Origin of the sequence: Streptomyces sp. NPDC007896, from assembly GCF_042959425.1 — a bacterium.
Classification (GTDB): domain Bacteria; phylum Actinomycetota; class Actinomycetes; order Streptomycetales; family Streptomycetaceae; genus Streptomyces.
On record NZ_JBIBKX010000006.1, the window covers coordinates 421,681 to 435,088 of the forward strand.

Annotated in this window: 13 protein-coding genes; 4 read left to right on the forward strand and 9 right to left on the reverse strand. The window is 71.2% G+C overall.

Annotated elements, in window-relative coordinates; translation table 11 throughout:
• Nucleotides 1-20 precede the first annotated feature (20 nt).
• Nucleotides 21-548, reverse strand: a complete 528-nt coding sequence (soxR, locus tag ACFZDJ_RS22090) for a redox-sensitive transcriptional activator SoxR (protein ID WP_384906336.1) — start codon at nucleotides 546-548, stop codon at nucleotides 21-23.
• A 107-nt stretch (nucleotides 549-655) separates the two neighbouring features.
• On the opposite strand from soxR, the gene ACFZDJ_RS22095 reads away from it, so the two are divergent.
• Complete coding sequence (locus ACFZDJ_RS22095) at nucleotides 656-1,117, forward strand: MaoC family dehydratase (protein ID WP_101408248.1); 462 nt, start codon at nucleotides 656-658, stop codon at nucleotides 1,115-1,117.
• A 25-nt stretch (nucleotides 1,118-1,142) separates the two neighbouring features.
• Here ACFZDJ_RS22095 and ACFZDJ_RS22100 read toward each other — a convergent pair whose 3' ends face one another.
• The 3 genes from ACFZDJ_RS22100 to ACFZDJ_RS22110 form a co-directional block, all read right to left on the reverse strand.
• Complete coding sequence (locus ACFZDJ_RS22100) at nucleotides 1,143-1,769, reverse strand: TetR/AcrR family transcriptional regulator (RefSeq protein WP_384906337.1); 627 nt, start codon at nucleotides 1,767-1,769, stop codon at nucleotides 1,143-1,145.
• 60 nt (nucleotides 1,770-1,829) lie between these two features.
• Entirely contained in the window at nucleotides 1,830-2,060 is a 231-nt protein-coding gene (locus tag ACFZDJ_RS22105) for a YiaA/YiaB family inner membrane protein (RefSeq protein WP_168507636.1), read from the reverse strand.
• Between the two features lie 70 nt (nucleotides 2,061-2,130).
• Nucleotides 2,131-3,282 carry an acyl-CoA dehydrogenase family protein gene (locus ACFZDJ_RS22110; protein ID WP_391060874.1) on the reverse strand — a complete coding sequence of 384 codons (1,152 nt, stop codon included), beginning with the start codon at nucleotides 3,280-3,282 and terminating at the stop codon, nucleotides 2,131-2,133.
• Nucleotides 3,283-3,366: 84 nt separating this feature from the next.
• On the opposite strand from ACFZDJ_RS22110, the gene ACFZDJ_RS22115 reads away from it, so the two are divergent.
• From ACFZDJ_RS22115 to ACFZDJ_RS22125, 3 genes are all read left to right on the forward strand, one after another.
• Nucleotides 3,367-4,020 (forward strand): TetR/AcrR family transcriptional regulator, encoded by a 654-nt coding sequence (locus ACFZDJ_RS22115; RefSeq protein WP_168507640.1) that lies wholly within the window; start codon nucleotides 3,367-3,369, stop codon nucleotides 4,018-4,020.
• Nucleotides 4,021-4,426: 406 nt separating this feature from the next.
• Nucleotides 4,427-5,152 (forward strand): metalloregulator ArsR/SmtB family transcription factor, encoded by a 726-nt coding sequence (locus tag ACFZDJ_RS22120; RefSeq protein WP_391060877.1) that lies wholly within the window; start codon nucleotides 4,427-4,429, stop codon nucleotides 5,150-5,152.
• Between the two features lie 73 nt (nucleotides 5,153-5,225).
• Nucleotides 5,226-6,194: an EamA family transporter gene (locus ACFZDJ_RS22125; RefSeq protein ID WP_391060978.1), complete on the forward strand. Its 969-nt coding sequence runs from the start codon at nucleotides 5,226-5,228 to the stop codon at nucleotides 6,192-6,194.
• A 45-nt stretch (nucleotides 6,195-6,239) separates the two neighbouring features.
• On the opposite strand, the gene ACFZDJ_RS22130 is transcribed toward ACFZDJ_RS22125, so the two are convergent.
• From ACFZDJ_RS22130 to ACFZDJ_RS22150, 5 genes are all read right to left on the reverse strand, one after another.
• Nucleotides 6,240-7,322: a Zn-dependent alcohol dehydrogenase gene (locus ACFZDJ_RS22130; RefSeq protein ID WP_385381461.1), complete on the reverse strand. Its 1,083-nt coding sequence runs from the start codon at nucleotides 7,320-7,322 to the stop codon at nucleotides 6,240-6,242.
• Between the two features lie 114 nt (nucleotides 7,323-7,436).
• Entirely contained in the window at nucleotides 7,437-8,825 is a 1,389-nt protein-coding gene (locus tag ACFZDJ_RS22135; protein WP_389593305.1) for an aldehyde dehydrogenase family protein, read from the reverse strand.
• Between the two features lie 114 nt (nucleotides 8,826-8,939).
• Nucleotides 8,940-10,283: an ATP-binding cassette domain-containing protein gene (locus tag ACFZDJ_RS22140; RefSeq protein WP_390934048.1), complete on the reverse strand. Its 1,344-nt coding sequence runs from the start codon at nucleotides 10,281-10,283 to the stop codon at nucleotides 8,940-8,942.
• Between the two features lie 247 nt (nucleotides 10,284-10,530).
• On the reverse strand, nucleotides 10,531-11,760 hold the full coding sequence (locus tag ACFZDJ_RS22145; RefSeq protein ID WP_391060880.1) for an MFS transporter: 1,230 nt from the start codon (nucleotides 11,758-11,760) through the stop codon (nucleotides 10,531-10,533).
• A 141-nt stretch (nucleotides 11,761-11,901) separates the two neighbouring features.
• A complete protein-coding gene (locus ACFZDJ_RS22150) occupies nucleotides 11,902-13,332 on the reverse strand; it encodes a citrate:proton symporter (RefSeq protein WP_391060882.1) in 1,431 nt (476 codons plus the stop codon).
• Nucleotides 13,333-13,408 lie beyond the last annotated feature (76 nt).

A 13,408-nucleotide genomic window follows, 5' to 3' on the forward strand; every position in this document is an offset into this window, starting at 1 on the left:
ACGGGGCCGAGGCGTGCCCCTCAGCAGCACTCCTCGGCCGCCTGCTGCGACTGCTGCGACCCCTGTGACTGCCGCGGCTTCGGCCGCGCGGTGACGCGCTCCACCATGAGCCGGGAGCCCGCCTGACGCTCACCGAAGACGTCGTCCGGGTTGGACAGCACGCAGTTCTCGAGGGACAGACAGCCGCACCCGATACAGTCGGTCAGGTGGTCCCGCAGCCGGCTCAACTGCTTGATCCGCTCCTCCAGTTCGGAACGCCAGGCCTCCGACAACCGGGCCCAGTCCTCGCGTGTCGGGGTGCGCTCCTCGGGGAGTTCGGCGAGCGCCTCGCGGATGGTGGCGAGGGGGATGCCGACGCGTTGGGCGGCCCGGACGAAGGCGACACGGCGCAGCGCGTCGCGGTGGTAGCGGCGTTGGTTGCCGGTGGTGCGCCGGCTGCTGATCAGGCCCTTGGACTCGTAGAAGTGCAGGGCGGAGACGGCGGCGCCGCTGCGGGCCGACAGCTGGCCGACGGTCAGCTCGTGGATCTTCTCAGGGATCTGGGGCACCCCTCCAACCCTACCTACTTCGTCACACGTCCGGTCCGTTGACATGCGCCCCGCACCCGACCATGCTAAGCAGTTGCTTAGACATGGATACGTGGGAGGTCGGGAAGATGGCAGAGCCGAGGACGTTCGCGACGGTCGACGAACTGCGGGCCGCGGTGGGCGAGCAGCTGGGGTACAGCGACTGGGTCGAGATCGAGCAGAAGCGGATCGACCTCTTCGCGGAGGCGACCGGCGACCACCAGTGGATCCACGTCGACCCCGAGAAGGCCGCGACCGGCCCCTTCGGCACGACGATCGCGCACGGCTACCTCACCCTGTCGCTGCTCCCGCTCTTCGGCCCGCAGCTGATCAAGGTCGAAGGCGTGAAGATGGGCGTCAACTACGGGACGAACAAGGTCCGTTTCCCCGCCCCCGTACCGGTCGGCTCACGGCTGCGCGCCACCGCGAAGATCACCGGCGTCGAGGACGTACCCGGCGGTGTCCAGGTGTCCGTGGCCTTCACCGTGGAGCGCGAGGGCGGCGACAAGCCGGTGTGCGTCGCCGAGTCGGTGTCGCGCTACTACGTCTGAGCACCCCGCACGCGCCCCGGGGCCGCTACTCCTTGGCCCCGACCATCCGCAGTACGAGGTCGGCGTAGAGCGCGCCGACCTCGTCGGGCGTACGGGGCCCGTTGACGTTGAACCAGCGGGCCACGTCGATGCAGAGGGAGAGCACGGCGAGCGTGGTGCCCGGCACGTCCGGCACGTCGAAGTCGCCGGCCGCCACGCCGTCCTCGATGATGCCGCGCACGGCCGCGTCGGTCTGCCGCCGCAGCGCGACGATCTCCGCCCGCGCCTCGGGTCCGAGGGCTTCCAGCTCGTACTGCACGACCCGCGCGGTGGTGTGCTGCCCGGCGTGCCACCGTACGAAGGACCGCACGGCGTCGGTGAGCCGCTCGGCGGCGCTGCCGCCGCCCTGCGCCGCGCCGCGCACGATGTCGAGCGCCTTGTCGTGCCCGATCCGGCTGATGCGGTGGAGCAGCTCTTCCTTGGTCTTGTAGTGGATGTAGAGCGCGGCGGGGCTCATGCCCGCGCGGCCCGCGATGTCCCGGGTCGTCGTCGCGTGGTATCCGCGCTCGGCGAAGGCCTCGACGGCGGCGACGAGCAGCCGCCGGGCCGCGTCCGGGGTGACCTCGGCCCACGGCTGCATCTCGCCGCCGGCCGTCTCCTCCGCCGTACTCATCGCTGGTTCGCCCCTCTCGCTGACAGGAGGTACACCATACCGCCGAAGGTGAGCGAGCGCTTAGCGTGCCCGGTCGGCGCCCGCGTCCTGACGGTCACGGATCACCTTGGCCAGCGTGAAGGACGACGTCACCAGATAGAGGACGGCGATGGCCAGAAAGGCGCGCACCCAGGCGTCGGCGTGCAGCTTGTAGATGCCGACGGCGGTCGCCACCATGGCGACGGAGAAGGAGGCCACGGCCTGGCCGTAGAAGGCCGCCGTGTTCAGATGCTTGACGGGTGTCTCACTCATGGGGACAAGGGTCGGCGGACGCGGCCGCCGCCGCATCCGCCCACGTACTCAGTACCGCGTGCGGGCGTACTCAGAAGGCGGAAACCCCCGTCAGCGCACGCCCGATGACCAGTTTCTGTATCTGGCTGGTGCCTTCGTAGAGGGTCATCACGCGGGCGTCGCGCAGCAGCTTGCCCGCCGGGTACTCGTCGATGTAGCCGTAGCCGCCGAAGACCTGGAGGGCGTTGTTCGCGGCGCGCACGGCGGCCTCGGAGGCGAAGAGCTTGGCCTTCGACGACTCCGTGGCGAAGGGCAGTCCGCGGTCGACGAGATCGGCGACCCGCCAGGTCAGCAGCCGTGCCGCGTCCACGTCGACGGCGATGTCGCTGATCAGTTCCTGGACGAGCTGGTGGTGCGCGATGGTCTTCCCGAACTGCTCCCGCTCGGTCGCGTACCGCACGGCGACGTCCAGGGCCGCCTGCGCGATGCCGACGCACCCGGCGGCGACCGACATCCGCCCCTTGGCCAGGGCCGACATGGCCACGGAGAATCCCTTGCCCTCGGGCGCGAGCAGGGCGCTCGCGGGTACGCGTACGTCCTCCAGGACGAGTTCGGCGGTGGCCTGGCCGCGCAGGCCGAGCTTGCCGTGGATGGTGCGGCGGGTCAGGCCGGGGGTGTCGGTCGGCACGAGGAAGGCGGAGACGCCCTTGTGGCCCGGCGCGTCGGTGGAGCGGGCGAAGAGCAGGACGACATCGGCCCAGGTCCCGTTGGTGATGAACATCTTGGTGCCGTTGATGACGTAGTCGTCTCCGTCGCGTACGGCCTTCGTCTTCAGGTTGCCCGCGTCCGAGCCGGTGCCGGGCTCGGTGAGACCGAAGCAGCCCACGTACGCGCCGGAGGTCAGCCCCGGCAGCCACTGCCGCTTCTGCTCCTCACTCCCCCAGTACGCGATCGTCTTGGCCACGAGACCGAGCGAGACGGAGACGATGCCGCGCACGGAGGAGTCACCGCGGCCCAGTTCCTCCGTCACGAGGCAGTAGGCGAGGTGGTCGCCGCCGCTGCCGCCGTACTCCTCGTCGACGGTGAGCCCGAGGAAGCCGACCTCGCCGAGCTTCTTCACGAGCGAGCGGTCGACCTCCTCCGCGCGGTCCCACTCGACGACATGAGGGGCGATCTCGCGGTCCACGAAGTCCTTGGCGAGTTGCCGGACGGCGGTCTGCTCCTCGCTGAGCTCCAGGTTCATGACAGTCACCCCACTTGAAAGCCGTACATTCGAAAAGCTAAATTAGCACTGCTAGTTTAAGTTCGCAGCCCTACTATGTGCGCCATGGCCCGACCGCGCAAGCCCCTCCTGAGCACCGACCGGATCGTCGACACGGCGCGGGCGCTGGTGGACGCGGAGGGGCTGGCCGCCGTCTCCACACGGCGGCTCGCCGCCGAACTGGGCGTGAGCGGGCCCTCCCTCTACAACCACTTCCGCACCAAGGACCAGATCCTGGAAGCGGTCGCGGACTCCGTGAGCGCGCAGGTCGACCTGTCGATGTTCGAGGACGGGCGGGAGTGGCGTACCGCCCTGCACGACTGGGCCGTGTCCTACCGGGCGGCGCTGCGCGACCACCCGAACATCGTCCCGGTCCTCGCCCGCGGTCCCGGGCGCCGACCCGCCGGGCTGCGCCTCGCGGACGCCGTCTTCGGCGCGATGGTCGACGCCGGCTGGCCACCGGCCCAGGCCACGTCGATCGGCGCCCTGATGCGCTACTTCATCATGGGCTCCGCCCTCGGGTCCTTCGCCGGCGGTTTCGTCGACGACGAGAGTGCGTACGACCCCGCCGACTATCCCCACCTCGGGCAGGCCCACCTGCTGGCCGAGCAGCAGGAGAAGGTGGACGAGCGGGCCTTCGAGGTGGGGCTCGGGGCGTTGCTGGACGGGTTGACGGAGCAGTTCGGGAGGGTGACGGCCGACGGCGCCGAGGCGGTTTGATCCCGCTCCCGCCGCCCCCGGTTGGGTTTGTTGGCTGCGGGTGAGTGGGGGCTTGGCGCGCAGTTCCCCGCGCCCCTGGGGGCACGGGGCTGCGCCCCGGTACCCCATCGGCCCGGCGCCCCATGGGCCTCGTCCTCGCGCGCCGGACGGGCTGGAGGCCTTCAGGGGCGCGGGAAACTGCGCGACCAGCCCCCACCCGCCGGCAGCCGAAGAGTGTCGGCCGGTGGGGGACGCGGGGCGAAGCCCCGTCTTGGGGGCGCGGGGAACTGCGCGACCAGCCCCCACCGGTCGGCAGCCGAACGACTCGGGACGGACGGGGAACCGGGGCGCAGACCCCAGCCGCCCGCGGCCGAAGAACCCCCGCGGCCCGGAGACCGTTCGGCGGGGGCCGAACTGTGCGGGGCGGATGATGGGGGGCATGACGAGGTCGACGGATCCGGTCGCACCGGGACTCGCCGCGCTGGCCGCGATGTTCGCGGACGAGACCCGCGCCACCTTCCTGCTCACCCTGCTCGACGGCCGCGCCTGGACCGCGGGGGAACTGGCCAGGCATGCCCGCGTCGCCCCCTCGACGGCCAGCGAACACCTGGGCAAGCTCGTCGCCGGCGGCCTGCTCGCCGAGGAACGACAGGGCCGACACCGCTACGTACGGCTCGCCGACCCCCACGTCGCCCAACTCGTCGAGGACCTCGCCGCCCAGGTCGCACCCGAGGCCACCCGACGCCCTCGCACCCTGCGGGAAGCCGGCACGGGCTCCGCGATGGCCCGCGCCCGCACGTGTTACGACCACCTCGCGGGCCGCCTCGGCATCACCCTCACCGACGCCCTCACCCACCGCGGCCTGCTCCGACAGGACACCGGGTTCGCGCTCACGGACGCGGGCCTGCGATGGTTCGACGAGGCAGGTATCGACCTGAACCGCACCGGCCGCCGCCCTCTCACCCGCGCCTGCCTGGACTGGACCGAACGCCGCCCCCACCTCGCGGGTAGCGCCGGCGCGGCCCTGTGCCGCCACGCCCTGGACGCCCACTGGTGCGTACGTATCGGCTCGGAGCGCGCGGTCAAGGTCACGCCGGACGGCGAGCGGGCCTTCGCGGAACTCCTGGGCATCGAGGCGACGGCACTCCGCTGAGCGATCACACCCCACCGCGGCGTCCGAAATCCGCGAGTCCTCTCCCCCGTACCCACCTAGCCTCGGGACCATGATGAACGCCACTTCCCCCGCGCCCGCCCGTCGCGCGGACCTGCTCGCCGCGGGCGCCGCGACCGTCACGGTCGTGCTGTGGGCCTCCGCCTTCGTGTCGATCCGCAGCGCGGGCGCAGCGTACTCGCCGGGCGCGCTGGCACTCGGGCGGCTGCTGGCAGGCTCGGTCGCGCTGGGCGCCCTCTGCCTCGTACGCAGGGAGGGGTGGCCACCGCGCGCGGCCTGGCGCGGGATCGCGATATCCGGCCTGCTCTGGTTCGGCTTCTACATGGTGGTGCTCAACTGGGGTGAGCAGCAGGTGGACGCCGGCACGGCGGCGCTGGTCGTGAACATCGGCCCGATCCTCATCGCGCTGCTCGGCTCCCGGCTGCTCGGCGACGCGATGCCGCCGCGGCTGCTCGCGGGCATGGCGGTGTCGTTCGCGGGGGCGGTCGCGGTGGGGCTGTCAATGTCCGGCGAGGGCGGTTCCTCGGTGCTCGGCGTGGTCCTGTGTCTGCTCGCCGCCGTCGGCTACGCGGCGGGGGTCGTCGCGCAGAAGCCGGCGCTCGGGCGGGCGAGCGCCCTCCAGGTGACCACGTTCGGCTGTCTGGTCGGGGCCGTGGTGTGCCTGCCGTTCGCGGGACAGCTGGCCCACGACGTGGCGGACGCGCCCGCCTCCGCCACTCTCAACGTGCTCTACCTGGGGGTCTTCCCGACCGCGCTGGCGTTCACGACCTGGGCGTACGCGCTGGCCCGGACCACCGCGAGCCGCATGGGCGCGACCACCTACGCGGTGCCCGCGCTCGTCGTCGCGATGTCCTGGCTGTTCCTCGACGAGGTACCGGCGCTGCTCACCCTGGCGGGCGGCGCACTGTGCCTGACCGGGGTCGCGGTGTCCCGCTCCCGCCCCCGGTCCAAGGCTGTCAGGGACGCGGGAGACCGCACGACCAGCCCTCACCCACCCGCGGACGACCACGCCACCCGGGGCTAGAGCCTGTCCGGCGGATCGGCCCTAGGTCCTGTCGGACGACAGGGCCTAGAACACCACCAGCGCTCGCCCGCCCTTCCCCGCCACCATGTTCTCGAACGCCCCCGCGATCCCGTCCAGCCCGATCCGCTCGGTCACCAGCATCCCCAGATCCAGACGCCCCGCCCGAACATGCTCCGCCAGCACCGGCAGGTCCCGCGCAGGGTCACAGTTGCCGTACACACAGCCGGACAGCGTACGGCCCCAGTGGAAGATCTCCAGGGCGTTGAAGGTGACCTGCTGGTCCTTGCCACCGATGCCGACGACCGTCGTACGGCCCCCGCGGCGGGTGGAGTCCCAGGCCGCGCGAATGGTCACGGCACGGCCCACACACTCGACGGCGACGTCGACACCCTGCTTGCCGGTGAGGGAGCGGATCTCGCGGGCCGTGGTGTCGGAGGCGACGACGTAGTGCGTGGCGCCGGCCTCGCGTGCCAGTGACTCCTTCTCCGGAGAGATGTCCACCGCGATGACCTGCGACGCGCCCGCGATTCGCGCCGCCTGGAGCGCCGCGAGCCCCACCCCGCCCACCCCGAACACGGCGACGGTCTCACCGGCACGGACCCGCGCCGAGTGGTGGACGGCGCCGTACCCGGTGAGGACGGCACAGCCGAGGAGGGCGGCGTCGGTGAGGGGGACGCCGTCCGGGACGGGCAGTACGCAGCCGGCGGCCACGACGGTCTCCTCGGCGAACGCGGCGACGTTCAGCCCGGGATGGAGATCGCTCCCGTCGGAGGCGCGCCGCGCGTACACGTCCCCCGCGCCGGTCAGCGCGTTGGCGCACAGCCACACCTCCCCCAGCGAGCAGGCGTGGCAACTGCCGCAGGAGGGAGCCCAGTTGAGGACGACTCCGTCGCCGGGCGCGACACCCCTCACGCCCTGCCCGACGGAGACGACGGTCCCGGCACCCTCGTGGCCGAGGACGGCGGGGACGGGCACCCGCATGGTGCCGTCGGACAGCGAGAGGTCGGAGTGACAGACCCCGGCGGCGGCCAGCCGGACACGGACCTGGCCGGGACCGGGTTCCGGGAGGTCGATCTCGGCGATCTCCAGGGGAGCGCCCACGGCGGGAAGTACGGCAGCGCGAACCACGTAAAAGCTCCTCGGGCCCAGAACTCTGGAACTGACTGAATGTAGTGGAACGGAGTGGGGTGGAGTCGGGTGGGGTGGAGTCGAGTGGAGTGGAGTCGAGTGGAGTGGAACGGGCTAGAACTGGAGGGACTTCGTCTGGAGGTACTCGGACAGGCCGTGCGCGCCCAGTTCTCGTCCGACCCCCGACTGCTTGTAACCGCCGAACGGGGCACTCGGGTTGAACCGGCCGCCGTTGATGTCGACCTGACCGGTGTCGAGCCGTCGCGCGAAGGCGACCGCCTCGGCCTCGTCACCCGCCCACACCGCGCCCGCGAGCCCGTACACCGTGCCGTTGGCGATCCGGACGGCGTCCTCCTCGTCCTCGTACGGGATCACCGACAGCACCGGGCCGAAGATCTCCTCCTGCGCGATCGTCATCTCCGGGGTGACGTCCGCGAAGACGGTCGGCTGGACGAAATACCCCTGCTCGCGAGGGGATTCGGGGCCGCCCGCGACCAGCCGGGCGCCCTCGGCGACGCCCTTCTCGATGTAACCGCGCACCCGCGCCTGCTGCTTGGCGTTGACGACCGGGCCGATGCGGTCCCCGTACTTCGCCGCGGCGGTCGCGGCGAGTTCGACCGCCTCCTCGTACTGCGCGGCGTGCACGAGCATGCGGGTCCAGGCGCTGCACGTCTGGCCGGAGTTGGACATCACGTTGGCGACGCCGACGTTGACGGCCTTGGCGAGGTCGGCGCTCGGCAGGATGACGTTGGCGGACTTGCCGCCGAGTTCGAGGGCGACCCGCTTGACCGCCGCACCGGCCGTCGCTCCGATCCGCCGCCCCACCGCCGTGGAGCCCGTGAAGGAGACCAGGTCCACGTCCGGGTGTTCGGCCAGGGCCTGGCCCGCGACCGGTCCGAGGCCGGTGACGAGGTTGAAGACGCCGGCCGGGACGCCCGCCTCCGCGACCGCCTCCGCGAAGAGCTGGGCGGTGAGCGGGGTGTCCTCGGCGGGCTTCAGGACGACCGTGCAGCCCGCCGCGAGCGCGGGGGCGACCTTGGCGACGATCTGGTGCAGCGGGTAGTTCCAGGGCGTGATCGCGCCGACCACACCGATCGGCTCCTGGTAGACGGTCGAGTTGCCGACCTTCTCCTCGAAGGCGTAGGAGGCCGCCAGTCCGGCGTACGAGCCCGCGACCAGGATCGGTACGGTCGCGTGGACCGCCTGCGAGAAGGACAGCGGGGAGCCGAGCTCCGCCGTGACCGTCTCGGCGATCTCGTCCTTGCGTGCGGTGAGAACGTCACGCAGGGCGCCGAGCCGTGCGGCCCGCTCGGCGGGCGGCGTCGCGGCCCAGGCAGGGAAGGCGGCGCGGGCGGCCCGTACGGCGGTGTCGACGTCCTCGGCCGTGCCCGCCGGAACCCGGCCGAGAACCTGTTCGTCCACCGGGTTCACGACCTCGATCGTGTCCGTCCCGGCGGCGGGGCGCCAAGCACCGTCGATGTACATACCGTCATGTGCCTTCATCGTGTTCCTCCCGGGCGGGGGCGTGCCGTCCGCCTCGCGGCGTCGTCCGAACCACAAACTAGCGGTGTTAGTTTTCAGGCGCCAGATGTCTTCCCGCGACTCACCCTGCTCACCTCACTCGTCCAGGTCCGGCAGCCGCGCCGGAGCGGGGCAGATGCGTTCGCCGTGCCGGTCGAAGACGAACAGATGGGCGAGGTCGACGAGGAGGGGCACCTGCATGCCGTGACGGAGGTCGAAGTCGGGGGTGGTGCGGACGACCAGGTCGCCGGGGAGCCGGCCCTCGGGCGGTGTCTCGTCGTCGCGGGCCGGACCCGCATCGGCGGGGTCGTCGAGGTCGACCACCGGCCCGGCCCGCAGACCGGCCCGGCGGTCCCGGAGACGGTCGAGGAGCGAGCCCTCGCGACGGCGGCGCCTGACCGGGCGGACCGGGCGCGGCGCCTCCAGGTCCGGGACGAAGGCGGGCCGCGAGCCGGTGTTGAAGTGGACGAGCACCTCGTGCCCCTGGAACTCCACGTGCTCGACGAGACCACTGATCGCCACCTCGCCGGGACGGGCCTGCGACGGCTTGGCCAGGCGGACGGCCTCGGAACGCAGCCCGACGATGACCTCGCGGCCCTGCTGCACCCGCAGCAACCGCTGATCCACCGACCAGGGCTCGCGCAGCGGCAGGTACTGCTTGCCGAGGCTGATCGTCATCGCCCCGTCGAGCGGGGCCCGGACCAGGCCGCGCAGCAGATTGATGCGCGGGGTGCCGATGAAGGCGGCGACGAAGACGTTCGCCGGCAGCGCGTAGACCGTACGGGGTGTGCCCACTTGCTGGAGGACGCCGCCGCGCAGGATGGCGACCCGGTCGCCGAGCGACAACGCCTCGGCCTGGTCGTGGGTGACGTACACCGTGGTGACGCCCAACTCCCTGGTGAGCGAGGCGATCTCGGCGCGCAGATGGTTACGGAGCTTGGCGTCGAGGTTGGAGAGCGGCTCGTCCATCAGGAAGGCGGAGGGGTGGCGGGCGATCGCACGGCCCATCGCCACGCGCTGACGTTCGCCGCCCGACAGCTGGTGGGGGAAACGGTCGAGGAGGTCCTCGATGCCGAGCATCCGGGCGGTGGCGTCGACACGCGGACGCGGGTCCTCGCCGGGGGTCTCGATGCGCAACGGGAAGCCGATGTTGTCGCGGCTCGTCATGCTCGGGTAGAGGGCGAAGTTCTGGAAGACCATCGCCATGTCCCGCTCGGACGGCGGCAGATCGCCCGCGTTCTCACCATCGAGGCGCACCTCGCCCTCAGTGGCGTCCTCCAGACCGGCGATCATCCTCAGCACGGTCGACTTGCCGCAGCCGGAGGGGCCGAGCAGTACGAGGAACTCGCCCGGCCGGATGTCCAGCGACAGCCGTTCCACCACGCGGACACCGCGCGTATACGACTTGCTGACCTGGTGCAGGGAGATGGCGCGTGTCATGAAGGGTGCCCCCGGGGGCTCACAGGGCGCTGTCGCTCCGCGGTCGAGACGCCCCGAGCGGGCCGCAAGGGACGTATGAGTCACGGAAGTTAACGGACCGCGACCACCTGGGGGAAGACACCCGGCGGGATCCGGCGTGTCGGTTCCCGCCGCGGTTCCCGTCCCTGTTCCGGTGCGGCGGAAACGGACGATCGTCTACCGGCCCGACAGACACTTCGCCGCACCCTCGTCGGGCCGGTCGGGAAGGTCAGATGTCGCTCTTACGACGCAGGAGCACCCCGGGCCGTACGGGCTCGGCACGCCCGGCGGGCGCCTTCCTCGGCGAGCGCAGCGCGATCCCCGAGGACAGCACCAACAGCGCGCCCAGCATCACGAACGGCGCGGCCACTCCGGCGACCCCGGCGACCAGCCCCGCCGCGGCCGGGGCAGTCACCTGCCCCAGACGGTTGCCGGTCAGCCGCAGGGCGAGGGCCGTGGAGCGGGCCTCGTCCGGGGCGGCCTGCACGACCGTCGTCATGGACAGCGGCTGGCCGACGCCCAGACAGAAGCCGAGGACCAGCAGCATCGCAGCCAGCGCCCACACCGGCACCGGCAGCGCCAGACCCGCGCACAGCACACCGGCCACCAGACAGGTCGCGGTGAGCAGCGCCGCCCGGCCCAGCAGTCGCAGCATCGGCGTCATGACCAGCCGGCAGGCGATGGTCGCCGCCGCGCGCAGACTGAGCAGCAGACCGATCACGGACGGCGCGATGCCCCGGTGCTCACCGACCACGGGCAGATACGCGGTCAGGATGTCCGTCGCGGACAGCACGGAGAGGCTGATGAGGATTCCGGCGGGTACGCCCCGGGCGCGCAGAATGCGGTGCACGGGCACGCGGTCACCCTGAGCCGTACGGGACTCGGCGGGCGTACGGTGCTCGATGCGCCAGAGCGAGCTGAACGACACCGCGGCGAGCGCACCCGCGACGAGCAGCGCCTGCGCGCTGCTGCCCGCCCTGTCCGGGCCCCCGATCAGAAGGCCCGCGACGATCGGCCCGACCAGTTGGCCCAGGGAGGCGCCGATGGTGAAATGGCCGAAGTTGCGGTCCTGTTCGTGCGGCGCGGACTGCCGGGCCACGATCGACTGGGCACCGATGACGAAGCAGAGGTGACCGAGGCCCATCACCCCGCTCCAGGCAGCCATCGCCCCCAGCGAGTCCGCCGTACCGCTGAGCGCGCAACCGCCCACGATGAGGACGACCCCCACGGGCAGCAGCGGGGCACAACGACCGTGGTCGGTACGGCGGCCCAGCGGTACGGCCGCGAAGAGGGGCAGCAGGGCGTAGACACCGGCGATCACACCGATGGCGCGTTCGTCGGCGCCCAGCGCAAGGGCCCGGTAGGAGACGGCGGGGCGGGCCATCGAGACCGCCCCCTGCGCGAAGCCGAAGGCGATGACGAGGCGCAGCAGCCAGCCGCGGTTCCGACCGGGCCTCACGGGGACACCCCTCCATCCGATGACGGATTTCAGAGAACAGGTGGCAGATGACGGGTACCGACTGACCGATATCGACTGACAGATAACGGATGACGGATTTCAGATGACAGATAACAGAATCTGTCAGTCGCCATCCGTCCGTCAGATGATGCCGAACAGAATCCCGGCTCCCAACACCACCAGCGAAGTCAGCGCCGCCCACTTCACCACGAACCTGGTGTGGTCTCCGAACTCGACCTTCGCCATGCCGACGAGGACGTACACGGCGGGCACCAGCGGGCTGGACATGTGCAGCGGCTGGCCGACGAGCGAGGCACGGGCGATCTCCAGGGACGAGACTCCGTGTGCCTGGCCCGCTTCGGCGAGGACCGGGAGGACACCGAAGTAGAAGCCGTCGTTCGACATGAAGTAGGTGAGCGGGATGCTCAGGACGCCGGTGACGAGGGCCATGTGCGGGCCCATGCCGTCGGGGATGTTGGAGACCAGCCACTTGGACATGTGGTCGACCATGCCGGTGCCCGTCAGGACGCCGGTGAAGACGGCGGCGGCGAAGACCATGCCGGAGACGTTGAGGACGTTCTCGGCGTGGGCGCCGAGGCGGGCCTTCTGGTCGGGCATGTGGGGGAAGTTGACGGTGAGTGCGAGCGCGGCGCCGAGCAGGAAGAGGACCGGGATCGGCAGCCACTCCATGATCATGGCGGTGAGCAGGGTGACCGTGAGGAGCGCGTTGAACCAGTAGAGCTTGGGGCGCAGGGTGGCGCGGTGGGGGTCGAGACCCTGGAAGTCGTCGTCCGCTTCGGGCAGATCGGCGTCGGTGCCGGAGCCGGAGCCGGAGCCCGAACCACCTGCACGTGCCGCCTTCTTCGCGACGGCGCCGTCGCCGTCGCCGGAGGCGCCCGCACCCGCGCCGACGAGCACCGTCTCGGTCTCCGGCTCCAGGACCTCGTCCAGCGTCAGCACGCCGAGCCGCTTGCGTTCGCGGCGTCCGAGGACGTACGAGAGGGCGAGGACGCCGAGCAGGCCGACGGCGAGGGCCGGGATCATCGGGACGAAGATGTCGCTGGCGTCGAGCTTCAGCGCGGTCGCGGCGCGGGCCGTGGGGCCGCCCCAGGGGAGCGTGTTCATCACGCCGTTGGCCATGGCGGCGACGCCGGTCATCACGACCAGGCTCATCTTGAGGCGCTTGTACAGCGGGTACATCGCCGAGACCGTGATCATGAAGGTGGTCGAGCCGTCGCCGTCGAGGGAGACGATCGCGGCGAGGACCGCCGTGCCGACCACGATCCGCAGCGGGTCGGCCTTGCAGAACTTGAGGATCCCCCGGACGATCGGGTCGAAGAGACCGACGTCGATCATCACACCGAAGTAGACGATCGCGAACATCAGCATCGCCGCCGTGGGGGCGAGGCTGGTGACGCCGTCGATGACGTAGTCACCGAGCTTGGCGCCCTTTCCGACGAAGACACAGAAGAGTGCCGGGATCAGCACGAGCGCCGCGATCGGCGACATCTTCTTCAGCATGATCAGGACCAGGAAGGTCGCGATCATGGTGAAGCCGAGGATGGTCAGCATGAGTTGGATTACCTAACGTTCGCCCTTGAACTCCCACCAGGGCCGGCGGTGCGTTGACGTTAGGTCGCGCAAGATT

Bases quoted from the DNA above. Each gene is read 5' to 3' on its own strand.
- ACFZDJ_RS22095 (WP_101408248.1), top strand. From the start codon at position 656: ATGGCAGAGCCGAGGACGTTCGCGACGGTCGACGAACTGCGGGCCGCG.
- ACFZDJ_RS22100 (WP_384906337.1), bottom strand. From the start codon at position 1,769: ATGAGTACGGCGGAGGAGACGGCCGGCGGCGAGATGCAGCCGTGGGCC.
- ACFZDJ_RS22105 (WP_168507636.1), bottom strand. From the start codon at position 2,060: ATGAGTGAGACACCCGTCAAGCATCTGAACACGGCGGCCTTCTACGGC.
- ACFZDJ_RS22110 (WP_391060874.1), bottom strand. From the start codon at position 3,282: ATGAACCTGGAGCTCAGCGAGGAGCAGACCGCCGTCCGGCAACTCGCC.
- ACFZDJ_RS22115 (WP_168507640.1), top strand. From the start codon at position 3,367: ATGGCCCGACCGCGCAAGCCCCTCCTGAGCACCGACCGGATCGTCGAC.
- ACFZDJ_RS22120 (WP_391060877.1), top strand. From the start codon at position 4,427: ATGATGGGGGGCATGACGAGGTCGACGGATCCGGTCGCACCGGGACTC.
- ACFZDJ_RS22125 (WP_391060978.1), top strand. From the start codon at position 5,226: ATGAACGCCACTTCCCCCGCGCCCGCCCGTCGCGCGGACCTGCTCGCC.
- ACFZDJ_RS22135 (WP_389593305.1), bottom strand. From the start codon at position 8,825: ATGAAGGCACATGACGGTATGTACATCGACGGTGCTTGGCGCCCCGCC.
- ACFZDJ_RS22140 (WP_390934048.1), bottom strand. From the start codon at position 10,283: ATGACACGCGCCATCTCCCTGCACCAGGTCAGCAAGTCGTATACGCGC.
- ACFZDJ_RS22150 (WP_391060882.1), bottom strand. From the start codon at position 13,332: ATGCTGACCATCCTCGGCTTCACCATGATCGCGACCTTCCTGGTCCTG.